Origin of the sequence: Vogesella sp. XCS3 (assembly GCF_020616155.1) — a bacterium.
GTDB lineage: Bacteria > Pseudomonadota > Gammaproteobacteria > Burkholderiales > Chromobacteriaceae > Vogesella.
Map to the genome: position 1 here is coordinate 643,852 of NZ_CP085530.1, position 25,693 is coordinate 669,544.

Here is a 25,693-nt window from a genome sequence, read left to right on the forward strand (position 1 = left end):
TATCCTTGCGCCCCTTTTTTTGCACAGTGACCCGTCACCGTTACATGCGAGACCCTTGCGATCACTACACTATCGACCTGATTGGCGGCACGCGCGCCAAGCCCGGGCGCAAGCCGCTGGGCGAGCGCGCCATGACGCCGGCAGAGCGCAAGCGCCGCAGCCGCGAGCTGCGCCGCAACCGTTTGCAGGAGCTATCCGTGACGGTGGAGCTTTCGCGTGATGCGCAAAAGGCGCTGGATAAAATGATCGAGTGGTGGGGGGTGAGCAAGAAGGAAGCCATCAACCGTGCCATGCTGATTGCCTGCCAGTCGCAAACCGGGCGCACGGGCACGTTGTTCGAATTCGATGCCGAGTTCCTGCTGCCGCAGCCGGTGAAAAAACGCAGCCGTAAAAAAGCCGAATAGGCAGTGTGCTAGCAAAAAAGCCAGTCGATTATGACTGGCTTTTTTTATTACTACTTTTACTGCTACGCAGTGTGCCTTAATCGCTTTTCTTTTTTTCGCTGTCTGTAGGGATGGCGGGCAGGTTCTGCATGGCGGAGTGGCGGGTATCGTCTTCGCTATGCAGGTAGCGCCGCGTGGTCTGTATGCTGCCATGGCGCAGGTTCTGGCTCACCATCAGCAAGCTAATGCCGGCATCCAGCTGGTGCGTGGCGGCAGTATGGCGCAGCCAGTGGGTGCTGGCTTGCTGCAAGGTTGGCCGCATGGTGTCGGGTGCCAGTTCGGCTGCGCGCCGCAGAATCTCTTTTATCAATAGATAGAGTGCCTTATCGCTAATGCCTTGTTGTGCGCCGCGGCCATCGCCTAGCCGGCACAGTAGCGGCGTATCTTCCTGGTTGCCGGGCAGTGGGCTCAAGCCCAGGTGTTGCCGATAGCGTTGCAGTGCCGCTAGCAAGGGCGGGCTGACGGGTATGTCGCCAGCGCCGGTTTTGCCGTGCACACGCCACCACCAGTTGCCGCGTTTCAGATGTATATCGCCCATACGCGCCGAGCTGGCTTCGCTGCGGCGCGCGCCACTGTAATACAGCAAGCTGAATGCCCAGATGGCACGTTCGCGGTGTGCCATCTGCCGTGGCGAATTGGCCGGCAGTGCTTGCAGGGTGTGGCAAATATGCGCCCAGCAGTCAGCGTCAAAAAAACGGCCATTTTCTACTGTGCGGCGTTGTCGCGGGGCTTTGTGCAGCCGGAAGGGGTTGCCGTTCAGGTGGCCTGCATGGTTCAGGTAGCTGTACAGGCCGCCCAGGATGGTAAAGGCGTGCTCGATGCTGCTGGCGGAGAGTGGCCCTGTGAGTGGGCGCCATTGCGGGTGGCTGCGCGGTACGGCAGGCCCTATCCATTGCGCTGCAGGGTGGGGGTGCGCCAGAAATCGCCGATAGTCGTGGACATCTTCCCTTTTTACCTCGGCCAAGCCTTGTTGCCGGCTACCCAGCCATAGCAAAAAGCGCTCGGCCTCTTTGCGATAGCTGCGCAGGGTGGCGGGGCGTTGGGTGTATTCCGCCAGCCAGACCAGTACCGCTTCGGTATCGCTATTGGCGCTGATCAGGCTGTTTTGCGGGGTGGGGGTGAGTTCCGGCAGCAATTTTTGCGGCTTTCATTGGTAAAAAATTCCGATAAGTATAATTATCGGAAAAACACTTGGCAAATCATTAAAAATTACATGTATTACGTAATAAATATTACGAAATAAAAAAGGTATAATGCGTAAAAATCAGGAGGTGGTTATGGATATCTATGCACGTATCCGACAGGTGGCGTTTGACATGGTGGCGGAGGGGGAGTGGCCTACGGTGGTAGAGGTGCGGGCACGACTAGGGACTGGCTCGAATACCACTATCAACAACACGCTAAAGCAGTGGCGGCAGGAGTTTCTGTCGCGCATGGCAACCAGCGTACGCCGGCCCGATTGGCCGCCGGCGCTGGCGGATGCGTTTGGCCAGCTATGGCAAAAGGCTTGTGATGTGGCGGAAGAGAATCTGGCCACGCTGCGTGAAGAGGTCAGCCTCAAGCTGGAGCAGGTGGTGGCCGAGTTGGCCGCAGCGCAGCGCGAGCTGGATGCGCGCGCAGATCAGTTGACCAACCTTTCTACCGAGCTTGTGCAGCAGCGCGAGCAGGGGCAGCAGGCCAGGCAGCAACTGGCGGAGGAGCAAGGGCGGCGACAGGCGCTAGAGGAGAGTTTGTCTGGCCTGGCGACATCGCTGGATGAGGCGCGTGCGCAAACTCTGCAGCAACAAAAGGAAGCGGACGAGCGGGTGGCAGCGCTAGAAGCACGCCAGGAGGCGCGTGTGCAGCAGCTGGCTGTTGAAGCGGCGCAGCGCGAGGCGCTGGCGTACGAGCGCTTTGAAGGCATGCGCGTACGTTTGTACGAGCAGGTCGAGGAAGAGCGTGCGCAAATGAAGCAGCGCATGCAGCTGCTGGAGCAGCAGCTGGCAGCGGCTACGCAGCAGCTGGATGGCTTGCGGCGTCAGCAGCAACAGCAGCAAGCGGACAGTGCGCGCGAGCTGGGCAAGGCGGCGGCAATGCAAGAAGCTGCGACGCAGCGTGAGACGCAGCTGCAGCAGGCGTGTCAGCAGTGGCAGCAGGCAGATGTGGAGCGCCAGCAGCAATTGATGGCGCTGGCGGCAGAGGCATCGGCCCTGCGTACCGAGCTGTTGATCGTGCGCGAGCAGCGCATGCCGCAATTGCTGCAATGGCTGCTGCTGCATCGCGAACAGTTGGCTGCACTGCCGGCAGACGAGGCGGCAGTGCAGCTGGCAGGCTGGCTGGGGCTATCAGCCGAATAGGCGGCTAAAGCGCGCGCAGATTTGTTCCAGTGCTACGCGGTCGCTCTCGTCGAACGACGCCAGCTCGATGGAGTCGACATCCAGCACGGCGCGTACGGTGCCGCTTGCGTCCAGCAGGGGGATGACGATTTCCGAGCGTGACAGTGACGAGCAGGCGATATGGCCAGGGAAGGCATCTACGTCTGGCACCACGAGCGTGGTGGCTTGTTGCCACGCACTGCCGCACACTCCTTTACCTTTGCGGATGCGCGTGCAGGCGATGGGACCCTGGAAGGGGCCGAGCACCAGTTCTTCGCTTTTTACCAGATAAAAGCCGGTCCACAGCCAGCCAAAGGTATGGTGTATCGCGGCGGCAGTATTGGCCATGGCGGCAATCAGGTCGTCTTCGCTATCGATCAGGGCAAAAGCCTGCGGTAGCAGGGTGGCGTAGCGCTCGGCCTTGGTCTGGCCGTCGATGATCAGGTTTTCAGCCATGCTCATTCCTGGGTAAGGTGGAGGGCTGGGCAGCATAGCAAAAAAGCCGGCAATGTGTTCACCGGCTTTTTGTTTGCCCTGCTTTGTGTGTGCAGGCTTGCTCGCTTTGGCGGGGTGGGTTGCCTGTGCGGCTGCCTTGGCGCTGCGGCCGTGCGATCACATCTTTCGCAGTGGCCGCAAAAAAGCCGGCATATTTGCCGGCTTTTTACATGCCTAGAAAAGGCTTACATCATATGTTGGCCGCCGTTGATGGCGAAGTCGGCACCAGTAATGAAGCCGGCGATATCGCTAGCCAGATAATTTACCAGGCCGGCAATTTCTTCCGGCTGGCCGAGGCGGCCTACCGGGATCTGGGCAATGATCTTGTTGCGTACATCTTCCGGCACAGCCATGACCATGTCCGTGCCGATATAGCCCGGGCTGATGGTATTGACGGTAATGCCTTTACGGGCTACTTCTTGCGCCAGTGCCATGGTGAAGCCGTGCATGCCGGCTTTGGCGGCAGAGTAGTTGGTTTGGCCAAACTGACCCTTCTGGCCATTGATGGACGAAATGTTGATGACGCGGCCAAAGCCACGTTCCAGCATGGCATCCACTACAGGTTTGCACACGTTGAACAATGAATCCAGGTTGGTGCTGATGACGGCATCCCAGTCGGCTTTACCCAGTTTGCGGAAGCTGCTGTCACGGGTGATGCCCGCGTTGTTTACCAGTACGTCTACCGGGCCGATGTCGGCAGTAATCTTGGCGATGGCCGCCTGGCAGGAGTCGAAATCGCTCACGTCGCATTGTACGGCGTGTACATCAAAGCCCAGGCCTTTCATGTCGGCAGTCCATGCCTGTTCTTTGCCGGGGCGGCTGTAGGTGGTTACCACGGTGTGGCCGGATTGTGCGAGGGCTTTGCAAATGGCCGTGCCAATGCCGCCCATGCCGCCGGTAACCAGTGCAATTCGTTTTGTCATGGTGCTGACTCCTTGTCTGTATGTAATGTGGGTATACACATTACCGTTGAAATTTTTCTTCTGGGTGACAGATTAGAGTCAGTACCATGAAATGTAAATGGTGTTTTCCCTTGTTGATATTATTTAATTTGCATTTTGTGCGTGGGTAACCAGTTTCTGTAGCAATGCCAGCCTGGCCGGTGCGATATGGCCATCGTCACAAGCTTGCTTGATGGCGCAGGATGGCTCCATGCGGTGCGTACAGTTGTGAAAGCGGCATTGGCCAATAAACGGCCGCACTTCGGGGAATAGCCCCGGCAGCTCGGTGGCGCCAAGGTGCCCCAGGCCAAATTCTTGCAGGCCTGGTGAATCGATCAGGTGGCTTTCGCTGTCCAGATGGTACAGCGCAGCGTGGGTGGTGGTGTGCTTGCCGGAGTCCAGTGCGACGGAGATGTCCCCAACGCGTGCCGCGGCTTCGGGGAGCAGGGCGTTGGTCAGGGTGGATTTTCCCATGCCGGATTGTCCGACAAGAACGCTGGTGTGGCCTTGCAGTAACGGGCGTAGCTCGGCGGCACCATCCAGTGCGCTGACGACTGCCAGCTTGTAGCCCAGCTTTTCATAGGCTTGCAGTTTTTCCAGCCACGCGCCGGTTTCGGGTAAATCGCGTTTGTTCACCAGGATAACCGGGTCGATATCGGCGGCTTCTGCGGCGAGCAGGCAGCGGTTGAGCAGTTCTTCGTTCGGGCTGGGAACGGCGGCGGTCACAAAGATGATACGGCTAACGTTGGCCGCGATCAGTTTGGTACGCCAGTCGTCCTGGCGGTATAGCAAGCTGCTGCGCTCGTCTACCGATTCAATCACGGCCTGCTCGTCGTTGATGATGCTCAGTTGCACAAAGTCGCCACAGGCAAAGTCCACGCGTTTGCCACGGCTGGTGCAGTCGTAAGTGCGGTCGGCGGTTTCTACAATGAAACGGCGGCCGTAGCTGCGGATGATCTGGCCTTGCTGCTTCATGCGCGGGGGAGCAGGGCTTCTGCTTTGGCGGCGCAGATGAAATCGTTCAGCGTCAGGCCGCCGGCGTCGTGGGTGCTGAAGCGCACCACGGCGCGGTTATAGTGCACCGACATGTCGGGGTGGTGGTCTTCTGCGTGGGCTACCCAGGCCAGGGCGTTCACGAAGGCCATGGTTTTGTAGTAGTCGTCAAACATGAAGGTCTTGACCAGTTCGATGCCGTCTACTTGCCACTGTGGCAGGTGGCCCAGCAGTTCGCTGACAGTTTGCTGGCTAAGTGGGTGGGCGCCGTGTTGCGCTTCGCAGTGCAGCTCGAGCAGATTCATGTTGTGGTTCCTTGCAGATGGGCGATACGCAGGCTCGCCGGTGGGTGGGAGTCGTAAAACGCGGAGTGTAGCGGGTCTGGCGTGAGCGTGCTTGCATTGTCACGATAGAGCTTGATCAGTGCGCTTTGCAGGGCACTGGCAGAGCTGTTGGCTGCGGCGTAGTCATCCGCTTCATATTCTTGCCTGCGCGACAGCAGGCTGCCCAGTGGGGCCAGCAAAAAGGCAAAGCTGGGGGCGCACAGCAGGAAGAGCAGCAGCGAGTTGGCCGCATTGCCCTGGCTGACATTCAGCCCGCTGTGAAAATCACTGTTGTGCATCAGCATGGCAAAAACCGCCAGGAAAAGCAGTGTGCTGATAAAGGTCAGTGCCAAGCGTGTGCGGATGTGGCCATGGTGGAAGTGGCCTAGCTCGTGTGCCAGCACCGCTTCGATTTCATCGGCATCCAGCTGTTCGAGCAGCGTGTCAAAAAAGACGATGCGTTTGTTTTTGCCCAAGCCGGTAAAGTAGGCATTGCCATGAGCAGAGCGTCGAGAGCCGTCCATGACATACAGACCGCTGCTGGTGAAGCCGCAGCGTTGAAGTAATGTTTGTATACGGCTTTGTAGGGCAGAGTCTTGCAGTGCGGTAAAACGGTTAAAGCGCGGAGCAATAAAGGTGGGGTAAGCCCAGCTCAGCAGCAGGACAAAGCTGCACCACGCCAGCCATGTCCATACCCAGAAATACGGGCCGCCGTGTGCCAGCAGCCACAATGCCGCAGCCAGTACGGGGCTGCCGATAAGCATGGCTAGCAATGCACCGCGTAGCAGGTCGGTGGCAAACAGTGCCGGGGTGGTGCGATTGAAGCCGAAGCGCCGCTCCAGCACGAAAGTACGATATAGCGACAGTGGCAACCCGGCGCAGCTGCTGGCCAGCAGGCACAGGCCTATGGTGGCCATGCCTGCCAGCAGGGGGGTGTCAAACCAGTAGCCGCTAACTTGTGCGGCCAGTGTGATGCCGCCGCCAAACGTCAACAGCAGCACGATCGCCGTATCCAGTAACAGGCTGGCTATATGCAGTTTGCTGCGGCCGCAAGTGTAATCGGCTGCTTTCTGATGGGCTTCCAGCGTAATGCTGTGGGCAAAACTGGCGGGTACCTGCTGGCGGTGGCGGCGCACGTGGCGTATCTGGCGCTGCGCGAGCCAGGCTTGTACGGCAAGGCTGCTTAGCAGGGCTAGCAGGGTGGCCCATGAAAATGCATTCATCAAGTGCGTTTGCCCTGTGTGGGGTAAATGTCAGAAAATAGCTGAATTTTGAAAGAAGCTCATTATGCCGCAAGATCCTACGCACCTCATCTGGCTGGACATGGAAATGACCGGCCTTAACCCGGATGGCGACCGCATTATCGAAGTAGCCATGATTATCACCGACGGCCAGCTGAATGTTGTGGCCGAGTCGCCAGTTATCGCAGTGCATCAGCCAGACAGCGTGCTGGATGCCATGGACGACTGGAACAAGAATACGCACGGCAAGTCTGGCCTGGTGGCCCGCGTGAAGGCGTCCGCCGTGAGCGAGGCGCAGGCCGAGCAGCTGCTGCTGGACTTCTTGCAGCAGTACGTGCCGGCCGGCAAGTCTCCCATGTGCGGCAATACCATCTGCCAGGATCGCCGGTTCATGGCGCGCTGGATGCCGCAGCTGGAAGCGTACTTCCACTACCGCAATCTGGATGTTTCCACGCTAAAGGAGCTGTGCAAACGCTGGCGGCCGGAGATTGCCAAGGGCGTCGTGAAGAAAGGCAAGCACGAAGCGCTGGCTGACATTCTGGAGTCCATTGAAGAACTGCGCTACTACCGCGAACATTTCCTGAAAGTGTAACGCCTGCTCATGTCTACCGACCGTATCTGCATTAACGAGCAGCCTGTCTGGGCGCGCTTGCATCAGCACCAGCGTGCCACGCGGCACTTGCACATGAAGGAACTGTTTGCGCAGGATCCGCAGCGCTTTGATCGCTACTCCCTTCGGCTTGATGGCCTGATGCTGGACTACTCCAAGAATCGCGTCACCGATCGTACGCTGGAATTGTTGCAAGAGCTGGCGCAGGCGGCAGACCTGCCGGGCTGGATGGGCAAGATGCGGGTGGGTGAGCGCATCAATATCAGCGAAAAGCGCGCCGTGCTGCATAGCGCTTTGCGCTTGCCGAAGCAGGCCAGCCTAGTGCTGGATGGTGAGGATGTCGTGCCTGCCGTGCATGACGTGCTGGCGCGAATGGCGTCTTTCGCACAGCGGGTGCGCTCTGGCGAATGGCTGGGTTTTCGCGGCCAACGTGTGCGCCAGGTGGTAAATATCGGTATTGGTGGCTCGGATCTGGGGCCGCTGATGGTGGCCGAGGCGCTCAAGCCTTATGCCGATCCGGCGTTGACATTTCACTATGTGTCCAATGTGGACGGGCAGCATCTGGCGCAAGTCCTGCAACAGTGCGACCCGGCTACCACGCTGTTTATCGTCGCGTCCAAATCGTTTGCTACGCCAGAAACACTGCTGAACGCCCAGTCGGCCAGGCGCTGGTTTCTGCAGCATGCTGGCGAGGCGGATATCGCACGCCATTTTGTGGCGGTATCGACCAATGCCCAGGCAGTGCGGGATTTTGGTATCGATACAGCCAATATGTTTGGCTTCTGGGACTGGGTGGGCGGGCGTTACTCGGTTTGGTCTGCCATTGGCTTGCCTGTGATGCTGCAGATCGGCCCCGAGCGCTTTGCCGAATTTCTGGCCGGAGGCGCGCGGATGGACGAGCATTTTTTCCATACGCCGTTTGAGCGCAATATTCCGGTGCTACTAGGCCTGATCGGCATCTGGTACAACACATTCTATGGCGCGCATACCCACGCCATCATGCCGTACGACCACGGCCTGCGCCGTTTACCGGCGCATATCCAGCAGATGGATATGGAGTCGAATGGCAAGCGGGTGGGGCGCTATGGCGAACGCCTGGATTTTGACACCGGCCCGGTCATCTGGGGTGAAGAGGGGGTGAATAGCCAGCATGCATTCTTCCAGCTCTTGCACCAGGGCACGCGCCTGGTGCCTTGTGACTTCATCATTGCCATGAATACGCATTATCCGATGGGAGATCAGCACCGTGTGCTGGTGGCCAACTGCTTAGCGCAAACCGAGGCGCTGATGCGCGGTAAAACCGAGGCGGAAGTGCTGCTGGAGTTGGGCGATCTTGCGGGTGACGAGCTGGATGTGTTGTTGCCGCAGAAGCTGTTTCCGGGTAACCAGCCTAGCAACACCATCGCGCTGGATAAGGTGACACCTTATAACCTGGGCATGTTGCTGGCCATGTACGAGCATAAGGTGTTCGTGCAAGGGGTGATCTGGGGGGTGAACTCGTTTGATCAGTGGGGCGTGGAGTATGGCAAGCAATTGGCTAGCCGTTTGCTGGGCGAGCTGGCATCCGGCCAAGTGGCGGCTCATGATGCGTCTACGAATGGTTTGATGCGGCACTACCTGGAAACTTGTCATGACAAAGCATGAGCTGGCTGCGGCGCTGGGCCGCAGCTTGGCCGCAGCCGGACAACGCGTGACGGTGGCTGAATCCTGCACCGGTGGTGGCGTGGCCTCGGCACTGACTGCGATCCCCGGCAGCTCTGCCTGGTTTGATCTTTCAGTGGTGACGTACAGCAACGAAGCCAAGCAGCGCTTGCTCGGTGTGCCAGAGACTGTCTTGCAGGCGCATGGTGCAGTCAGTTTGCCGGTGGCAGCCGCCATGGCGGAGGGCGCGCGCAAGCTGGCGGGGGCAGACTGGGCCATGTCGGTTACCGGCATTGCCGGGCCGGGGGGCGGTACGGCCGAGAAGCCGGTGGGGACGGTTTGCTTTGGCCTGGCGCATGCGGCCGGTACCGAGGTTGCGCGTTGCCACTTTGATGGTGACCGTGATGCGGTGCGTGAACAGGCGGTATTGTGGGTGCTGCGTTTTTTGTTGAGCTGTCTTTCCGGGCAGGAGCCAGCCGCAGCGCGCTGAAACATGCTTTTCGATTGGTATTTTGGCGATGATTATGCAAAATCACAGATGTGATCTTGCGTGGCTGTGCGTATAATCACGCCCCTGCTCGCATAATCCAAGCAGGTCTGTTGTCAAGAATGCGACGGCATACTTGCTTTGTAATACGTTGACCGTGTGTGGCGAGAAAATTATCGCTACTATGAGCCAACCACTAAACTGACACGACGTTGGGAGAGACATCTCATGCAAATTACCAAGAAAAAGAGCCTGGCCGTTGCTGCTGCAACCCTGATGGCTGCAGCTTCCTCCAGTTTTGCTTTCACCCCTGCCGTGGTTTACGACCAGGCCGGCAAGTTTGACAAAAGCTTTAACGAAGCTGCCTACACTGGCGCAGAGCGTTTCAAGAAGGCCACTGGTGTAGCTTACCGTGAAGCACAAATCGCCAACGAAGCGCAGAAAGAACAAGTACTGCGTAACCTGGCGCGCAAGAATGTAGATCTGGTAATTGCTGTGGGTTTCTCCTTTACCCAGGCTGTTCAGACCGTGGCTGCCGAATTCCCGAAAGTGAAATTCGCGATTGTTGACGATGTGGCCAAGGGCGACAACGTGCAGTCCGTCATCTTCAAGGAACAGGAAGGCTCCTACCTGGTTGGTATGGCGGCTACCCTGGCTTCCAAGTCCAAGAAAGTCGGTTTCATCGGTGGTATGGACGTGCCGCTGATCCGCGCATTCGGTTGTGGTTATACCCAAGGTGCCAAGGCAGCTGATGCCAAGGTAGAAGTGGTATCCAACATGACCGGCACCACTCCGCAAGCGTTTAACGACCCGGCACGTGGTGGCGAGCTGGCTCGCAGCCAGTTTGACCGTGGCGTAGACGTGGTCTTCCACGCTGCAGGCGGTACCGGCATGGGTGTGCTGCAAGCTGCCAAAGACAAGAACAAGCTGGGTATCGGTGTGGATTCCAACCAGAACCACCTGTTCCCGGGCTTTGTGCTGACTTCCATGCTCAAGCGTGTGGACAATGCTGTTTACCAGCTGATGCTGGACGGCCAGAAAGGCACCTGGAAAGCAGGCGTGGTGACCATGGGCCTGAAAGAGGGTGGTGTGGATTGGGCGCTGGATGCGAACAACCGCAAACTGATCTCCAAAGACATCGAAACCAAAGTGAACCAAGCCAAGAAAGACATCATTTCTGGCAAGGTAAAAGTGGTTGACTACCGCGCTGGCAATAGCTGCCCGGTAAAATAATGTTGTAATCGTCTGTTTGATCCAGACGACTTGTGCGGCAAGCAGTTCATTCTGCTTGCCGCACTTTATTGTGTCTGTCGCGGCGGGATGGTGAGGCTGGCCGCGGCCGGATATCGCCCCAGGCCGGTTGGCAGGGTTGGCAAAGCGTTTCCGCCTGTTGACGTTGGTCTGGCAGGGGGGAGGTACAGCGGTCTGCGAAAGCGGGCCGTTGTCTGATTATTCGAGTTTCCATTTATTGTGCGCGGTGGGCCTGTCTGCTTTGCCGCACTTTGTCACGGCTGTATTTTGCCGTAACGCTATGGGAATGGCATTTTAACCGAGAGCGAGATCACTATGGCCGAATTAGCCATCGAGCTCATTGGCGTTAACAAACACTTCGGTGAAGTGCACGCCAATAAGAACATTACTTTCGGAGTTCGCAAAGGTACGGTTCACGGCATTATTGGCGAGAACGGTGCCGGCAAATCCACGCTGATGAGCATTATCTACGGCTACTATCAGGCGGATTCCGGAACAATCAAGATTAACGGCAAGGCCGAGCGCATTCGTTCGTCGCATGCGGCTATCGGCTTGGGTATCGGCATGGTGCATCAGCATTTCATGCTGGTGGACCCGTTTACCGTGCTGGAAAACATTGTGCTGGGTGCCGAGGGCGGCATGACGCTGGACGGTAGCCTGGCTGCGGCGCGTACCCATTTGCAAAAGCTGAACCAGGATTACGGCCTGCAAGTCGACCCTGATGCGATTGTGGGCGAGCTGGGCGTGGGCACGCAGCAACGTGTGGAAATCCTGAAAACGCTGTATCGCGGTGCTGACGTGCTGATCCTGGATGAGCCGACCGCCGTGCTGACGCCGCAAGAGGCCGACGACCTGTTCCGCATCCTGCGCCTGCTGCGCGAGCAGGGCAAAACGGTGATCCTGATTACGCACAAACTGCGCGAGGTGATGGACATTACCGACGATGTTACGGTGATGCGTGCTGGCGAGATTGTGGGGCAGGTGCGTACTGCCGACGTTACCAAGGAAGACCTGGCCGACTTGATGGTTGGCCGCAAGGTGAACATGCACCTTGATAAGGTCGCTGCCGTGCCGGGCGAGAAGGTGTTGAGTGTTGCCGGCCTGAATCTGGTAGACGGCCGGGGCGTGGCGCTGCTGAAAGATATCAGCTTCGATCTGCATGCCGGCGAGATTGTCGGTATTGCCGGGGTGTCCGGTAATGGCCAGTCCGAGCTGCTGGAAGTGCTGTCCGGCATGCGTGACGCGACGTCTGGCTCGGTGCAGTTCAAGGGTAAAGAGCTGGTTACGCTGAAAACACGCGAGCCGAAGGCCGCTGCGTATCGCAAGCTAGGTATTGCGCACATTCCGGAAGACCGTTCGCGCGAGGGCATGGTGAAGGACTTCATGACCTTCGAGAACGCCATCCTGGGTTATCACGACGACCCGAGCGTGCGCCGTGGTTTCCTGTTTAACCGCAAGGCGATCATCGAGCGTTGCCGTCGTTTTATCGACGAGTTTGATGTGCGCCCGGCGCTGACGCACCGCCGTATCGGCCTGTTCTCGGGTGGTAACCAGCAGAAAGTGATTCTGGCGCGTGAAATTCACGCCAATCCGGACTTGCTGCTGATTGGCCAGCCTACGCGCGGCGTGGACATCGGCGCGATCGAGTTCATCCACAAGCGCCTGATGCAGCTGCGTGACGAGGGCAAGGCGTTGTTGCTGGTGTCGGTGGAGCTGGACGAGATCATGGCCTTGAGTGACCGCATTATCGTAATGAACGGTGGTGCCATTTCCGGCGAGCTGCCGGCGGCAGAAGCGACCGCCACCTCGCTGGGTTTGTTGATGGGGGGACATAAATGAGTCAGCCAGCCAATATGCCGCGCTGGGCCAGCTTGTGGCTGATGCCGCTGCTGAACCTGCTTGCGGCGCTGTTTGTATCGGGTCTGGTGATTGCACTGATCGGTGAAGACCCGATCGAGTGCCTGAAGCTGATGATCAACGGCGCGTTTGGTTATCCGGAAGGTATCGGTTACACGCTGTTTTACACCACCAGTTTCATCTTTACCGGCCTGGCGGTAGCGGCAGCGTTTCACGCCGGCCTGTTCAATATCGGTGGTGAAGGCCAGATGTATCTGGCCGGCCTGGGTGTTACCCTGGTGTGCCTGCAGTTTGATTTCTTGCCGGCCTACGTGGTGATTCCATTGGCCATGTTGGCCGCCATCGTGTTTGGCGGGGCTTGGGCATTGGTGCCGGGTTATCTGCAAGCCAAGCGTGGTAGCCACATTGTGGTAACCACCATTATGTTCAACTTTATTGCCAGCTCGCTGATGACTTGGTTGCTGGTAGACAAGTTGCGCATGGCAGGTTCGCAAACCCCCGCAACACGCGAGTTTGCCCAGAACGCCTGGGTGCCGATGCTGCACGAGCTGTTTGCCCCGCTGGGTTTCGAACTGCCCAATACACCGCTGAATGCCAGCTTTTTCCTGGCGCTGGTGGCGCTGGTGTTGTTCTATCTGGTGGTATGGCATAGCCCGAAAGGCTTTGTGACCCGTACGGTGGGCCTGAATGAAAAAGCAGCCCGCTATGCCGGTATTCCGGTCGACAAGGTTGTGATCGCCGTGATGTGCGTGTCTGGTGCGCTGGCCGGTCTGGCTGCTATCAACGAGCTGCTGGGTTCTACCCATCGCATGAATATGGGTTTCACCAACGGTATCGGCTTTGTCGGTATTGCGGTGGCGCTGATGGGCCGTAACCATCCGGTAGGCATTTTGCTGTCTGCGCTACTGTTTGGTGCGCTAACCCAAGGTGGCCTGGACCTGTCGTTCGAGAAGCCGGCCATTACGCGAGAGATGATCATCTTCACCCAAGGCTTGATCATCCTGTTCTGCGGTGCGCTGGAAAACCTGTTCCAGACCCCGTTGTCGGCTGCGTTCAAACGCATCCTGAAGAACCAGTAAGGAGTACAGCATGGACATGATTTTTAGTGTGCTGGACGCCACGCTGCGTGTGAGTACCCCGCTGGTGCTGGCGGCACTGGCCGGTCTGTTCTCCGAGCGCTCTGGCGTGGTGGATCTGGCACTGGAAGGCAAGATGCTGGCCGCAGCATTTGCTGCCGCCTGCGTGGCGTATATTGCTCAATCCCCGTGGGTAGGGCTGGGTGCTGGCATTGCCGCAGGGATGGCGGTGGCCATGCTGCATGGTGTGGTGTCGATTACCTATAACGGTAACCAGCTGATTTCCGGTGTGGCCATCAATATGATGGTGTCCGGTGTGACGCCTGTACTGGCCTTGGCCTGGTTCCAGCAAGGCGGCCGCACGCCGACCTTGTCGGACGACGCGCGTTTTACCGCTATCGAGCTGCCGTTTTCCGATGCTATCGCCCACAGTCCGATGTTGAAGACCTTCTTTGGCCACAACATTCTGGTGTACCTGGCACTGCTGCTGATTTTTGTGGTGAGCTGGGTGGTATACAAGAGCCGCTTTGGCTTGCGTCTGCGTGCCGTGGGTGAAAACCCGCATGCTGCCGATGCAGCAGGTATCAGCGTGAAGGGTGTGCGCTATATGGCGCAGGCCATTGGTGGCGCGCTGTGCGGTGTGGCCGGTGCTTACCTGGTGCTGGCGCAAACTGGCGCGTTCATCCAAGATATGACGGCCGGTAAAGGCTATCTGGCGCTGGCGGCGCTGATTTTTGGCAAGTGGCGCCCTTGGTCTGCGGTATTGGGTTGCCTGATTTTTGCCTTCACCGATGCGATCCAGATTCGCCTGCAGGGTGTGGAGCTGCCGCTGATTGGCAGTATTCCGGATGCCTTTATCCAGGCGCTGCCGTACGTGCTGACGGTAGTGTTGCTGGCAGGCTTCATGGGCCGTGCCGTGGCACCCAAAGCCATTGGCGTGCCTTTCGTGAAATCACGCTAAGTTGGCCGCAAGCCAAGACAAAACCCCCTGCTATTCGCAGGGGGTTTTTCTTTGGGCGCGGCGCCCCCGGGTGGATTTGTACGACGTTACTGCTTGTCTTTGTCATCCAGCTTGGCGCGCGGGTGTGCGGTGTCGTACACCTTGGCCAGATGCTGAAAGTCCAGGCTGGTGTAGATCTGGGTGGTGGCCAGATTGGCGTGGCCTAGTAGCTCTTGCACCGCGCGCAGGTCGCCGGAGGACTGCAGCATGTGGCTGGCAAACGAGTGGCGCAGCATGTGCGGGTGCACATGCTGTTCGCTACCGCTGTGCAGCGCCCAGCGTTCCAGCCGACGGGCCAGCTGGCGGCTACTGATGCGTACACCTTTGCTGGAGACAAACAGCGCTTCTTCGCCATCCGCCGCTTGTCGCAAGGGCAGCCAGCGCTGTAGCGCGGCAACGGCCTGCTTGCCGATGGGTAATATGCGCTCGCGGTTGCCTTTGCCTTGTACTTTCAGTAGCGCTTCGCGTAGATCGATGTCGGCCAGGTTGATCGATACGGTTTCGGAGAGGCGCAGCCCGGACGAATACATCAGCTCGAAGATTGCGGCGTCGCGTATTTCTCGCTCGTCTTCGGCAGGGGTGTCCAGCAGCTGCATGGCACTGTCCACGCTCAGGGTCTTGGGCAGGCGCTGCCCGGCGCGTGGGGCACGCACGCCGGCGCAAGGGTTGGCCGCCAGCCATTCGCGCCGGATCATCCACTCGAACAGGCTGCGCCAGGTCGAGAGCATGCGCGCCAGCGTGCGTGGGGATAGGCCGTGGCGTCGCAACTGGCCCAGGGCGCGCTGTATGGCCGGGCCATCGGTATGCTCGGGCTGGGTGCTGCCCAGCAGTTGGGCGAGCTTGGTGAGGTCCCGCCGGTAGGCGATGCGGGTGTGTTCGCTGCGTGCGGCCAACCTTAGCTGGTCGTCGTAGGCATCAATCAGGGCTTGCCAGTGTGCGTCCATTAGCCGCGCCGCATTTTCGCCATCTGCATCAGGCGCTCGAAGAAGTGCATGTCTTGCTCGTTTTTCAGCAGTGCGCCAGCCATGGGAGGTGGTGTGTTGCTGTCGCGGTGCTGTTGCAGCAGCTGTTCGCTGATGCCTTCGCTGTCCAGCAGTTTCAGCCAGTCCAGCAGCTCTGAGGTAGTAGGCTTCTTTTTCAGCCCGTTCATGTCACGAATGCCGGTGAATACTTCCAGTGCTTCGCGAACCAGCTGCTGGCGGATGTCGGGGTAGTGCACCTGGATGATTTGCTGCAGGGTGTCGCGGTCCGGAAAGCGGATGTAGTGAAAGAAGCAGCGGCGCAGGAAAGCGTCCGGCAGCTCTTTTTCGTTATTGGAGGTAATGATGATGATGGGGCGGTGGCGCGCTTTGATGAATTCTTGTGTTTCGTGCACAAAGAACTCCATCTGGTCCAGCTCGCGCAGCAGGTCGTTGGGGAATTCGATGTCTGCCTTGTCGATTTCATCGATCAGCAATACCGCTTGCTCTTCGCTGGCAAAGGCTTGCCATAGCTTGCCCTGGCGGATGTAGTTGCGGATATCGTGCACTTTGTCGTCGCCCAGCTGCGAATCGCGCAGGCGCGACACGGCATCGTACTCGTACAGGCCGTGCTGCGCCTTGGTGGTGGATTTGATCGGCCAGATGATCAGCTGTTTGCCCAGGGCGCTGGCGATTTCTTCGGCCAGCATGGTCTTGCCGGTGCCGGGCTCGCCTTTTACCAGTAGCGGGCGCTGCAGGGTAATGGCGGCATTCACTGCCATCATCAGATCATCGGTGGCGATGTAGTTGTCGGTGCCGTTAAAGCGGGTTTTCATGGTTTAGCCTGTGTATTGTTGTTATGAAATGCAAACAGCCGCCTGGCGGCGGCTGCTGTTGATGGCTGGCTCAGTTTTTGGCCAGCTCGGCCTGGAGGTCGTCCAGGGTAATGTGCCAGTAGTGCATCATGTGGCGCAGCAGCAGCATTTCCGGATCACTGATTGTATTGTCCGATTTGCAAATGTCCAGCGCCAGGGCGCAGCAGATAACGCGTTTGCTGCGTTCGCTGACGCCATCCAGGATGACATTGGTGCGCTCGGAGGCCAGCAGGTGGATGGTGCCGTCTTCTTCTGCCTCGTCGGAAATGTCATCGCAGTAGTCTACCAGTACCTTGATGAAGTCCTTGCGGCTCAGGCCCAGTAGCTCATAGACATGCAGGTTTTCCAGTGTCTCGATCTCGCGTGGGTCCATATTGCCATCGGTAATCATGAACATGGCAAGAATGCGTGCCAGGGCTTCCGGGCTGTTTGGCGCGTACTTTTTCATGGCGCGTTTCCTTTATTGTGTAGCTGCCAGCCTGGCGGTAAATGCCGCGGGGGCCGGGGAGACTTTTCGTTGTTGATAGTCAAAAAACACCACGCCTGTTTTGATGCGCAGAGCCTCTTGTTGCGTTCGGGTGCTGCGGGCGCTGTAGACGATGTCGAAGCCGTACTTGTTGTGGTCTGCCAGACCCAGCTCGAAATGGAGTACATCGCCATGAAACACTTCTGCCATGTACATTACCGCAGCGTCACTAACGATAATACCGAAGCCTTCGATATTTAGCTCGGTGTAATCGAGAGATTTGAGCCAGCGCAAGCGTACTTCGTGTGCCAGGCGCAACGCCGCATCGTTGCCCATGTGGCCACCGTAGTTGATGTCGGCGATAGCAAGCTGCAGTTCGGTGCGGAACAAAATACTCTGTGGTAGATCTAGTTGGATACGAGCCATGCGCTTGTCCTTATTTCGGTAATGTAATACTGCGCTTGCTGTTAATCTTTATCAATGCCTGCGCAGGTGCTTGGGCTAGACTTGAAAAACACGTGAGACAGGAGGCTATATGTATCAGCGTATTTATATTCCGGTAGATGACAGCGCTACATCGGCACTGGCGTTGGCAGAAGCGTGCAAGCTAGCCAAAGAGGTGGGTGCTGTGGTGCGCTTGGTGCACGTGGTGGATCTGGCGCAGTTTGGCTGGGGTGGGGCCGAGTTTCTGGATGCGGCTGAGCTGCAAGGCGCCATCAAGCAGGCTGGGGAGCAGGTATTGGCTGCGTGTCATGCCAAGGTGGTGGCGCAGGGGTTGGCGGTGGAATCCCGCATTCTGGAAAGCTGGGGCGACCGCATTGCAAGTGTCATCGTCGAGGATGCCAATAGCTGGGGTGCCGACCTGATGGTGATGGGTACGCACGGGCTGGGTGGCTTGCTGCATTTGCTGATGGGGAGTGTGGCAGAAGGTGTGCTGAAGCAGGCTGATGTGCCGGTGCTCTTGGTGCGCAACCCGGGTGAGGATTGACCGGGTAGCTTATCAGGCATAAAAAAACCCCGTCCGGCTGGACGGGGTTTTTATTGTACTGAAGATCAGGCTTCGGCAGTATCTGCGCTGCCTTCGGTCTGGGCATCCATGCGGGCACGCACGGCTTTGCGCAGGCTCTTGTACAGGTCAGGGTGAGTCTCTTTCAGGTATTCCACGATTTCGAAATCTTCGCGACGTACTTTTGTCAGGTCGATTTGCTCAACATGAACCAGACGCAGCAGCTCGCGTACTGGTTTTGGCATGTTGCGGCCGCTTTCGTAGCGGCTGCCGCCAGACTGGGTAACGCCGATGCGGCTCCAGAATTCTTGCTGGTTCAGACCCAGTTTGCGGCGGATTTCACGTGGATTGGCGATTTTGTCAAACAGTTTCATAGCGTTCCTCGCTTCTGTTCAATTCAGGAATCCGGATGTGATCCGGGTGACGTTTTAAAGATGAAACTATGGAACAAGGTCATTGCCGAGTCCCTTTATGTACTGCATATGATAGCAGTATTTTTAATCGATCAAAAGAAAAATGCTCTAGGGATTGTCAATAGATTTTGATCAACAAATTTAGTTCAATCAAAATTTGTGAAGCAGAGGAACGCATAAAGCAGAGGGGGAGGGGTGGCGAGCCTGAACCCCGGCACTTGCACTAAGTAACTGTGGCTGCTTCCTTCCGGACCTGACCAGGTTGGCTACCGTACAATGCGGGGGGGCCCGCCATAGAGAGAGCGAATAATACATGGCTTGGGCCCGGCTGCCAAGCCTGTTGCGGCATTTAGCCCGAAATGGTGGTGCTGTAGTGGTTTGCATGCCTGTGGCAATTGGGTATGCTCCTGATAGCCCATCACCTGTTATGAGGTACCCGACATGAACTGCCTGCCTGCTACCGAAGCCATTTTATCCCGATTGTTATCGTTCGACACTACCAGCCGTGGCTCAAATCTGGCGCTTATTGAGTGGGTGGCAGGCTGGCTTGAGCAGTATGGTGTGCTTAGTACGCTCACATTTAATGATGAAAAAACCAAGGCGAATTTGTTCGCCCATTTGGGCGATACGTCGCTGCCTGCGGTGGTGCTGTCGGGGCATACCGATGTGGTGCCGGTAGATGGCCAGCAATGGCACTATCCCCCCTTTGACATGACGGTTCATGATGGCTTGGTTTACGGCCGCGGTAGCGCGGACATGAAAGGGTTTATTGCGTGCGTGTTGGCCGCAGTGCCGCGCTGGCAGCAGCTGGCCGCTGACGGGGTAATGACACGTAGCCTTGGCATTGCGCTTTCGTACGACGAAGAGATCGGTTGTCTGGGGGTAGGCCGGCTGATTGATGACTTGCTGGCGCGCCAGGTGCCGGTGGCGGGTTGCATTATCGGCGAGCCCACCATGATGCGCCCGGTGATTGCGCACAAGGGTATTGCACATTATCGCGTGCATGTGCGCGGCCGCGCAGCGCATTCATCACTTACCCCGCAAGGCGTAAATGCAATCGAGTACGCGGCACGGCTGGTAACGCATATCCGCAAGCTGGCCGATGCTGAACAGTCCTTTGGCAGCCGCCACCCGCTGTACGATGTGCCGTTTGCCACGCTGCAAACCGGGCTGATCAAGGGTGGTAATGCGGCCAACATCGTGCCCAAGGACTGCGAGTTTGTGTTTGAGGTGCGTTGGTTGCCGGGCGATGTGCACGAGCGCTTTGTGGCGTCGGTCAAAGACTATGCGCAGGTGCTGCTGGCAGAGATGCAGCAAGTAGCACCAGAGGCAGATATCCAGTTTGAAGCATTGGTCAATTGCCCGCCGTTTGAATACTCGCCAGGTAGCGAAATTACCCGCCATGTGGAGGCGCTATGCCTGGGTTGCAGCCATGATGCCGTGGCGTATACCACCGAGGCCGGGCGCTTTCACGAGGCCGGCATCCCCTGTGTGGTGTGCGGGCCGGGTTCGATCGAACAGGCGCACCGCCCGGACGAGTTTGTCAGCCAGGCGCAGCTGGCTGCTTGCGATGCCTGGCTCGACCAGCTGTTCTTGCGCCTGAAACAGGCGTAAAGCGGCGGCAAACTACTTTACGCCCGGCGCGTCCAGCCTCAGAATCGCGGCTCCCGATAAGGGGCCGAGTACCCGCCCTGTCACAAGCAGGGCGGGTTTGTTATTGGTTTTGACGTTGGACAGTATATGAAGAACGATACAAGACCCGCAGCACCACAGACTGCGGGCAATAGCCGGGACGCCTTCACCTCCAGCTTTGGCGTGTTGGCAGCAACGCTGGGCTCAGCCGTGGGGCTGGGCAATATCTGGAAGTTTCCCTACGTTACCGGTGCCAATGGCGGTGCCAGCTTCCTGGTGGTGTATGTGCTGGCGACCTTGCTGGTCGGCCTGCCGGTGATGATTGCCGAAATCATGCTGGGCCGCCGGGCCAAGGCAGATGCAGTGACCACGCTGCGTACGCTGGCCCCTGCAGGCCAGCCGTGGTGGCTGATTGGCGGTTTTGGCGTGATCGCTGCGTTCCTGATCATGTCGTTCTATTCCGAAGTGGCTGCGTGGGTATTTGCCTATGTGTTCAAGGCACTGCGTGGTGACATTCTGTCCAGCGACCCGGCTGTTACGTCGGCGGCGTTTGGCGCGCTGATCAGCGACCCGCTGCAGTCGCTGCTGTGGCAGTGGGCTGTGCTGCTGATGATTGGCGGCATTTTGCTGATGGGCGTGGCCAAAGGTATCGAGGCGGTCACCAAAAAACTGATGCCGGTACTGTTTTTGCTGCTGCTGGTGATTTGCGCGCGTAGCCTGATGTTGCCAGGCGCCATGGCTGGGCTGTCTTTCCTGTTTACCCCGGACTGGAGCAAAATCACCGGTGAAGTGGTGCTGGTAGCCATGGGCCTGGCCTTTTTCAAGCTGTCCATCGGCATGGGTACCATGATGACCTACGGCAGCTATTTCCGTGATGACCAGAATATTCCTGCCACCACCCTGCGCGTAATGAGTGCCGACCTGTTTGTGTCCATGCTGGCCGGTATTGCCATTTTCCCGGCGGTATTCAGCTTCGGTTTCAAGCCGGAAGCCGGCCCGTCCTTGCTGTTCATCACCATTCCGGCCGTGTTTGCCAGCATGCCGATGGGCCACCTGTTCATGGTGCTGTTCTTTGTGCTGGCCGCCGTGGCGGCGACTGGCGCCATGCTGTCCATTCTGGAAGTGCCGGTATCCGTGATGGCGGGCCGCTTGGGTGTGTCGCGCAAGAAAGCTACGCTGATCAACCTGCTGTTGCTGGCGCTGATTGGTGCCACCTGCGCGCTGTCCAATAGCCTGCTGGCCGATGTCAAGCCGTTCGGCATGACCTTCTTCGACCTGTTTGACTTCATCTCGTCGTATATCCTGATGCCACTGGGCGGTATCTTCATCTGCCTGTTTGTGTCCTGGGTATGGGGCAAGGGCAATATGACTGCCGCACTGAGTAATGATGGCCGACTGGCCAATGGCAAGGTGGTTGCCGGCCTGTATGTGCTGTTGAAGTTTGTGACCCCGCTGCTGATCTTGCTGGTGATGCTCAAGGGTTTGGGTTTGCTGTAACGCTGGTGTGTTGCCAGCTAGTTAAAGGTTGGCCGCAGTGTGCGGCCAACCTTTTTGTTTATTCCGGGAGATAGCATGAAGATAGTGCGCGTCAGCGAGCAGCATTGCGTGCCGCAACAAGACAGACCGAACCCGCAGCGTCTGGTGGCGGGTAACCCGCTGCGGCATACCTGGCCGGTGTATGAGTCGGCTGACGGTGTATGTGCGGCCGGTATCTGGGCTTGCGAGACCGGTGCCTGGCGGATTGCCTTTGCCGATAACAAGCACGAATTCTTTGCCGTGATCAGCGGCTGCGTGTGCCTGACAGACGAAGCCGGCCACGCCGAGACATTCGGCCCCGGCGAGGCGGCTGTGATTCCGGCTGGCTTTCGCGGCGAGTTTCGCGTGCTGCAGCCGGTGCGCAAGTACTACGTGATCGTCACTGCCGCGGCAACCTAGTCGCGCTGGTAGGCGTCGGGGTCGACCGGTGGGGTGTCAAAGCCGTTGATGTCTCTGGCCGGTTTGTTCAGCTGCAGCAGGATCAGGCCGTTCAGCCCGCCAAAAAACCACGCTAGCAGGAAAAATACCGAATAAGCACTGAGCTCGTCGCGGAATAGCTGTTTGCCGTGCAATGCCAGTTCGTAGGGGTCGAATACCGAAAAAAAGCAGGTGGTGGCCAGCAGTGCAGTCAGGAAGGATGGCCATAGAACCAGGATAAGTTTGCGCATGGGTTGCTCCTTTATCTGCCGGGGGGGTGCCGCCTATTATAGGACAAATGAAAAAAGCCGCGCAGTGCGCGGCTTTTTTTGTTGCCAGGCTTACTTCACCTTGTTGGCATACATGAAGTTTTCCAGCTTGTTCTCGGCCAGGTTGAACCAGCCGTGCTGCAAGGTGCGGAACTTCTTCCACTCGGTATAGATTTTCTTGAAATCCGGGTTGGTGGTGGCTTCCTTCTCGTACAGCTCGAAGGCCGTTTTCTGTGCGGCTTTCATGATGTCGGCAGGGAATTGGTGCAGCTTGGTACCTTTTTGCAGCAGGCTCACCAGTGCCACCGGGTTCTTGGCGTCGTATTCAGCTTGCATGCTGATGTTGGCTTCGGCAGCGGCAACTTCAAAGGCGGCTTTGTAGTCGGCTGGCAGCTTGTCCCATTCTTTCTTGGATACATAGAAAGACAGGTTCGGACCCGGCTCCCAGAAGCCCGGGTAGTAGTAGTGCTTGGCCACTTTGTAGAAGCCCAGCTTTTCATCATCGTACGGGCCTACCCACTCGGTAGCGTCGATGGTGCCTTTTTCCAGCGCCGGGTAGATGTCACCACCGGCCAGGGTTTGCGGTACGGCGCCCAGGGCGGCCATGATCTCGCCGCCAAAGCCCGGGATACGCATTTTCAGGCCTTTGAGATCGGCCAGGGATTTCACTTCTTTACGGAACCAGCCACCCATCTGGGTGCCGGTATTGCCACCCGGGAAGTTCACCACATTGTACTTGGCAAAGAACTCTCGCATCAGCGCCATGCCGCCGCCGTAGTACAGCCAGGCATTTTGCTGGCGGGAAGTCAGGCCGAAAGGCAGGGCGGTATCAAAGGCAAAAGCCTTGTTTTTGCCCACATAGTAGTAGCTGGCGGTGTGGCCACACTCTACGGTGCCGTTTTGCACGGCATCCAGCACCTGGGTGCCCGGTACGATCTCGCCGCCAGGGAAGCTGCGGATCTGGAATTTGCCGCCGGTCAGCTCGGCTACGCGCTTGCCCAGCTGTTCTGCTGCGCCATAAATGGTGTCCAGGCTTTTCGGGAAGCTGGATGCCAGGCGCCAGCGTACGGTTGGGCCATCGGCCGCCATGGCAGGTGCCGCAACGGCAGCGGTGGCCAGGCCGGCTGCGCCGGCTTTCTTCAGGAACGAGCGTCTTTCCACAGTGATCTCCTTGTGTTGTTTACTGCTGTGCTCTCAGGCTTTGTGGTTTGCCTGAAAATCTATTTGTTGCCGGATACTCTGTCCAGCAGCTTGTTTCGATAGAGGCGACATGACATCTGTCGCCCCATTTTGTGTGGTTTATTTGCCTGTCAGCTCTTTGAGCAGGTCGTCAGACTGGCTGCTTTCCGGTGCCGAGGCTTCACTGCCGGATGCGTCGGCTGCCGGGATGTCTGCCGGTAGCTCGGCCGATGGCGCGTTATCCATCTGCTGCATGATGGCCGCGGCGTCTTCGGCATTGGTTTTCACTTCTTCATGCAGCGAGCCGGTGACCAGTTTCGGGAAGGCAATCAGCAAGCCCACCATCACCATCTGGATCAGCACGTAAGGCACGGCACCCCAGTAAATCTGCGTGCTCTTGACTTCTTTGGGGGCCACGCTGCGCAGGTAGAACAGGGCAAAGCCGAACGGCGGGTGCATGAAGGAGGTCTGCATGTTCACCCCCAGAATCACGCCAAACCAGATCAGATTGATGTCCAGGCTCTGCGCTACCGGTGCCAGCAGTGGTACCAGGATGAAGGCGATCTCGAAGAAGTCCAGGAAGAACGCCAGGAAGAACACCATGATGTTGACGACAATCAGGAAGCCGGTAGCGCCGCCAGGCAAGCCGGTCAGCAGGTGTTCTACCCACTGGTCGCCGTTCACGCCCAGGAAGGCGATACGGAATACGCGGGCGCCGATCAGGATGAACACCACAAAGGTGGACAGCTTGACGGTGGAATCCATCGCCTGTTGCAGCAGCTTCATGTCCAGGCGCTTGTTCATCAGCGCCAGGATGATGGCACCCACTGCGCCCATGGCGCCGCCTTCGGTGGGGGTGGCAATACCCAGGAAGATGGTGCCCAGTACCAGGAAGATCAGCAGCAGTGGCGGAATCATCACCAGTACCACACGCTTGGCCAGATTAAAGCCGCGCAGGGTACGGGCTTCAGGCGGCAGAGCCGGTGCCCACTGCGGTTTGAACAGCGTAACCATGAAGATGAACAGGGCGTAGAACAGGCACAGCAGCAGGCCAGGGGCCATGGCGCCTGCGTACATATCACCTACCGAAGTGCCCAGCTGGTCGGCCAGCACGATCAGCACCAGCGACGGCGGGATGATCTGTGCCAGGGTGCCGGATGCGGCAATCACACCGGTAGCGATGCGCGTGTCGTAGCCGTAGCGCAGCATGATGGGCAGCGAGATCAGGCCCATGGAGATCACCGACGCGGCAACCACGCCGGTAGTGGCTGCCAGCAGGGCGCCGACAAAGATTACTGCGTAGGCCAGACCGCCACGCACCGAGCCAAAGAGTTGGCCGATGGTGTCCAGCATGTCTTCTGCCATGCCGGAACGTTCCAGTATCAAGCCCATGAAGGTAAAGAACGGTATCGCCAGCAGCGTATCGTTACGCATGATGTCGTATACCTGGTTGGGCAGGGCTTGCAGCAGCTCGGGGCGCAGCAGTTCAAAGTGGATGCCGATCCAGCTGAATAGCAGGCCGACGGCGCCCAGGGCAAAGGCTACCGGATAGCCGATCAGCAAAAAACCGATCAGCGAACAGAACATGATGGGGGCTAGCATGTCGAGGCTCATACCGGCTCCTTGTGTACGTCAGTATTTTTCTCGGATGGGTCGGCAATCAGACCCTGCAGGAAAGCGACGCGCTTGATGACTTCGGACAAGCCTTGCGCCAGTAGCAGCGAGAAGCCCACCGGAATCAGCAGGAACACAGGCCAGCGGATCAGGCCGCCGGCGTCGGACGACATTTCGCCGCTTACCCAGGCTTTTTCGAACAGCGGCCAGCCGTACATGATCAGGATGATGCAGACCGGCATCAGGAACAGCAGGGTCCCGACAATATCGATGATGGCCTGGCCACGCTTGGATAGCTTGCTGGCCAGTAGGTCGATGCGGATATGTTCGTTCTTTTGCAGGGTGTAGGCCGCAGCCAGCAGGAATACTGCCGAGAACAGATACCACTGGATTTCGAGGAAGCCGTTGGAGCTGATGTCGAACGCTTTGCGAACGACAGCGTTTCCGGCGCTGATGAGCACGACAACAAGCACAAGCCACGACGCGGCCTGGCCCATGCGTGCGTTGACCGCGTCTATCAGACGCGACAAGGCAAGCAGTGAATGCACTGGTTTTCTCCTGTGTAGTGTTTTTGCAGCTTTGGCTGCTTTTTATCAGCCTTCTCCAAGGCTGCTA

General features: G+C 58.1%; 28 protein-coding genes and 1 other RNA gene. 13 read left to right on the forward strand and 16 right to left on the reverse strand.

What is annotated here, in order from left to right; genetic code table 11:
* The first annotated feature begins 44 nt into the window (after positions 1-44).
* On the forward strand, positions 45-404 hold the full coding sequence (locus LCH97_RS02870) for a hypothetical protein (protein ID WP_017509117.1): 360 nt from the start codon (positions 45-47) through the stop codon (positions 402-404).
* 76 nt (positions 405-480) lie between these two features.
* Here LCH97_RS02870 and LCH97_RS02875 read toward each other — a convergent pair whose 3' ends face one another.
* On the reverse strand, positions 481-1,578 hold the full coding sequence (locus LCH97_RS02875) for a site-specific integrase (protein WP_227303297.1): 1,098 nt from the start codon (positions 1,576-1,578) through the stop codon (positions 481-483).
* Between the two features lie 142 nt (positions 1,579-1,720).
* Here LCH97_RS02875 and LCH97_RS02880 point away from each other — a divergent pair, with 142 nt between their 5' ends.
* Positions 1,721-2,779, forward strand: a complete 1,059-nt coding sequence (locus LCH97_RS02880; RefSeq protein ID WP_227303299.1) for a DNA-binding protein — start codon at positions 1,721-1,723, stop codon at positions 2,777-2,779.
* Here the strand turns inward: LCH97_RS02880 and LCH97_RS02885 are convergent.
* The 5 genes from LCH97_RS02885 to LCH97_RS02905 form a co-directional block, all read right to left on the reverse strand.
* Positions 2,768-3,253, reverse strand: coding sequence for a GAF domain-containing protein (locus LCH97_RS02885; protein WP_227303301.1), 486 nt, complete (start codon positions 3,251-3,253; stop codon positions 2,768-2,770). The genes LCH97_RS02880 and LCH97_RS02885 overlap by 12 nt on opposite strands.
* A gap of 224 nt (positions 3,254-3,477) precedes the next feature.
* Positions 3,478-4,215 carry a beta-ketoacyl-ACP reductase gene (locus LCH97_RS02890; protein ID WP_017509121.1) on the reverse strand — a complete coding sequence of 246 codons (738 nt, stop codon included), beginning with the start codon at positions 4,213-4,215 and terminating at the stop codon, positions 3,478-3,480.
* Between the two features lie 123 nt (positions 4,216-4,338).
* Positions 4,339-5,208 (reverse strand): ribosome small subunit-dependent GTPase A, encoded by an 870-nt coding sequence (gene rsgA / locus LCH97_RS02895; protein ID WP_227303302.1) that lies wholly within the window; start codon positions 5,206-5,208, stop codon positions 4,339-4,341.
* Positions 5,205-5,531 carry a 4a-hydroxytetrahydrobiopterin dehydratase gene (locus LCH97_RS02900; protein WP_017509123.1) on the reverse strand — a complete coding sequence of 109 codons (327 nt, stop codon included), beginning with the start codon at positions 5,529-5,531 and terminating at the stop codon, positions 5,205-5,207. The genes rsgA and LCH97_RS02900 overlap by 4 nt, the downstream gene beginning before the upstream one ends.
* Positions 5,528-6,772 carry a M48 family metallopeptidase gene (locus LCH97_RS02905; RefSeq protein ID WP_227303303.1) on the reverse strand — a complete coding sequence of 415 codons (1,245 nt, stop codon included), beginning with the start codon at positions 6,770-6,772 and terminating at the stop codon, positions 5,528-5,530. The genes LCH97_RS02900 and LCH97_RS02905 overlap by 4 nt, the downstream gene beginning before the upstream one ends.
* Positions 6,773-6,836: 64 nt before the next feature.
* Here LCH97_RS02905 and orn point away from each other — a divergent pair, with 64 nt between their 5' ends.
* The 7 genes from orn (at position 6,837) to LCH97_RS02940 (ending at position 14,673) form a co-directional block, all read left to right on the forward strand.
* Positions 6,837-7,382, forward strand: coding sequence for an oligoribonuclease (orn, locus tag LCH97_RS02910; RefSeq protein WP_227303304.1), 546 nt, complete (start codon positions 6,837-6,839; stop codon positions 7,380-7,382).
* 9 nt (positions 7,383-7,391) lie between these two features.
* Positions 7,392-9,044, forward strand: coding sequence for a glucose-6-phosphate isomerase (gene pgi / locus LCH97_RS02915; protein ID WP_227303305.1), 1,653 nt, complete (start codon positions 7,392-7,394; stop codon positions 9,042-9,044).
* Positions 9,031-9,531 carry a CinA family protein gene (locus LCH97_RS02920; protein WP_227303307.1) on the forward strand — a complete coding sequence of 167 codons (501 nt, stop codon included), beginning with the start codon at positions 9,031-9,033 and terminating at the stop codon, positions 9,529-9,531. The genes pgi and LCH97_RS02920 overlap by 14 nt, the downstream gene beginning before the upstream one ends.
* 225 nt (positions 9,532-9,756) lie before the next feature.
* Entirely contained in the window at positions 9,757-10,761 is a 1,005-nt protein-coding gene (locus LCH97_RS02925; protein WP_227303308.1) for a BMP family protein, read from the forward strand.
* A gap of 333 nt (positions 10,762-11,094) precedes the next feature.
* Positions 11,095-12,618 (forward strand): ABC transporter ATP-binding protein, encoded by a 1,524-nt coding sequence (locus tag LCH97_RS02930; RefSeq protein ID WP_227303310.1) that lies wholly within the window; start codon positions 11,095-11,097, stop codon positions 12,616-12,618.
* Complete coding sequence (locus tag LCH97_RS02935) at positions 12,615-13,715, forward strand: ABC transporter permease (RefSeq protein ID WP_227303311.1); 1,101 nt, start codon at positions 12,615-12,617, stop codon at positions 13,713-13,715. The genes LCH97_RS02930 and LCH97_RS02935 overlap by 4 nt, the downstream gene beginning before the upstream one ends.
* A 10-nt stretch (positions 13,716-13,725) precedes the next feature.
* A complete protein-coding gene (locus LCH97_RS02940) occupies positions 13,726-14,673 on the forward strand; it encodes an ABC transporter permease (RefSeq protein WP_227303312.1) in 948 nt (315 codons plus the stop codon).
* An 86-nt stretch (positions 14,674-14,759) separates the two neighbouring features.
* Here LCH97_RS02940 and LCH97_RS02945 read toward each other — a convergent pair whose 3' ends face one another.
* The 4 genes from LCH97_RS02945 to LCH97_RS02960 form a co-directional block, all read right to left on the reverse strand.
* Positions 14,760-15,656 carry a tyrosine recombinase XerC gene (locus tag LCH97_RS02945; RefSeq protein ID WP_227303314.1) on the reverse strand — a complete coding sequence of 299 codons (897 nt, stop codon included), beginning with the start codon at positions 15,654-15,656 and terminating at the stop codon, positions 14,760-14,762.
* On the reverse strand, positions 15,656-16,507 hold the full coding sequence (locus LCH97_RS02950; RefSeq protein ID WP_227303316.1) for a MoxR family ATPase: 852 nt from the start codon (positions 16,505-16,507) through the stop codon (positions 15,656-15,658). Before LCH97_RS02950 ends, LCH97_RS02945 begins: the two co-directional genes overlap by 1 nt.
* A 70-nt stretch (positions 16,508-16,577) precedes the next feature.
* Positions 16,578-16,994: a hypothetical protein gene (locus LCH97_RS02955; RefSeq protein ID WP_227303319.1), complete on the reverse strand. Its 417-nt coding sequence runs from the start codon at positions 16,992-16,994 to the stop codon at positions 16,578-16,580.
* Positions 16,995-17,006: 12 nt separating this feature from the next.
* The gene (locus tag LCH97_RS02960; protein ID WP_227303320.1) at positions 17,007-17,438 is read right to left on the reverse strand and encodes a thioesterase family protein; all 432 of its coding nucleotides are present in this window, start codon (positions 17,436-17,438) and stop codon (positions 17,007-17,009) included.
* Between the two features lie 109 nt (positions 17,439-17,547).
* On the opposite strand from LCH97_RS02960, the gene LCH97_RS02965 reads away from it, so the two are divergent.
* On the forward strand, positions 17,548-18,000 hold the full coding sequence (locus LCH97_RS02965) for a universal stress protein (RefSeq protein WP_227303321.1): 453 nt from the start codon (positions 17,548-17,550) through the stop codon (positions 17,998-18,000).
* Positions 18,001-18,065: 65 nt separating this feature from the next.
* Here LCH97_RS02965 and LCH97_RS02970 read toward each other — a convergent pair whose 3' ends face one another.
* Positions 18,066-18,392 (reverse strand): DNA-binding transcriptional regulator, encoded by a 327-nt coding sequence (locus LCH97_RS02970; RefSeq protein WP_017509137.1) that lies wholly within the window; start codon positions 18,390-18,392, stop codon positions 18,066-18,068.
* 233 nt (positions 18,393-18,625) lie between these two features.
* An RNA gene (gene ffs, locus LCH97_RS02975) (signal recognition particle sRNA small type) lies at positions 18,626-18,724 on the reverse strand.
* Between the two features lie 148 nt (positions 18,725-18,872).
* Between ffs and argE the strand changes: the two genes are divergently transcribed.
* The 3 genes from argE (at position 18,873) to LCH97_RS02990 (ending at position 21,998) form a co-directional block, all read left to right on the forward strand.
* Complete coding sequence (argE, locus tag LCH97_RS02980) at positions 18,873-20,045, forward strand: acetylornithine deacetylase (protein ID WP_227303322.1); 1,173 nt, start codon at positions 18,873-18,875, stop codon at positions 20,043-20,045.
* Between the two features lie 126 nt (positions 20,046-20,171).
* Positions 20,172-21,560 (forward strand): sodium-dependent transporter, encoded by a 1,389-nt coding sequence (locus LCH97_RS02985; protein ID WP_227303323.1) that lies wholly within the window; start codon positions 20,172-20,174, stop codon positions 21,558-21,560.
* A gap of 75 nt (positions 21,561-21,635) precedes the next feature.
* On the forward strand, positions 21,636-21,998 hold the full coding sequence (locus tag LCH97_RS02990) for a cupin domain-containing protein (RefSeq protein WP_227303324.1): 363 nt from the start codon (positions 21,636-21,638) through the stop codon (positions 21,996-21,998).
* On the opposite strand, the gene LCH97_RS02995 is transcribed toward LCH97_RS02990, so the two are convergent.
* The 4 genes from LCH97_RS02995 to LCH97_RS03010 form a co-directional block, all read right to left on the reverse strand.
* Positions 21,995-22,267, reverse strand: a complete 273-nt coding sequence (locus LCH97_RS02995; RefSeq protein WP_147692928.1) for a hypothetical protein — start codon at positions 22,265-22,267, stop codon at positions 21,995-21,997. The two genes, LCH97_RS02990 and LCH97_RS02995, sit on opposite strands and share 4 nt — an antisense overlap.
* 90 nt (positions 22,268-22,357) lie before the next feature.
* Entirely contained in the window at positions 22,358-23,446 is a 1,089-nt protein-coding gene (locus tag LCH97_RS03000; protein ID WP_227303325.1) for a TRAP transporter substrate-binding protein, read from the reverse strand.
* A 138-nt stretch (positions 23,447-23,584) separates the two neighbouring features.
* A complete protein-coding gene (locus LCH97_RS03005; protein ID WP_227303327.1) occupies positions 23,585-25,078 on the reverse strand; it encodes a TRAP transporter large permease subunit in 1,494 nt (497 codons plus the stop codon).
* Positions 25,075-25,626, reverse strand: coding sequence for a TRAP transporter small permease subunit (locus tag LCH97_RS03010; protein ID WP_026107992.1), 552 nt, complete (start codon positions 25,624-25,626; stop codon positions 25,075-25,077). The genes LCH97_RS03005 and LCH97_RS03010 overlap by 4 nt, the downstream gene beginning before the upstream one ends.
* Between the last annotated feature and the right edge of the window lie 67 nt (positions 25,627-25,693).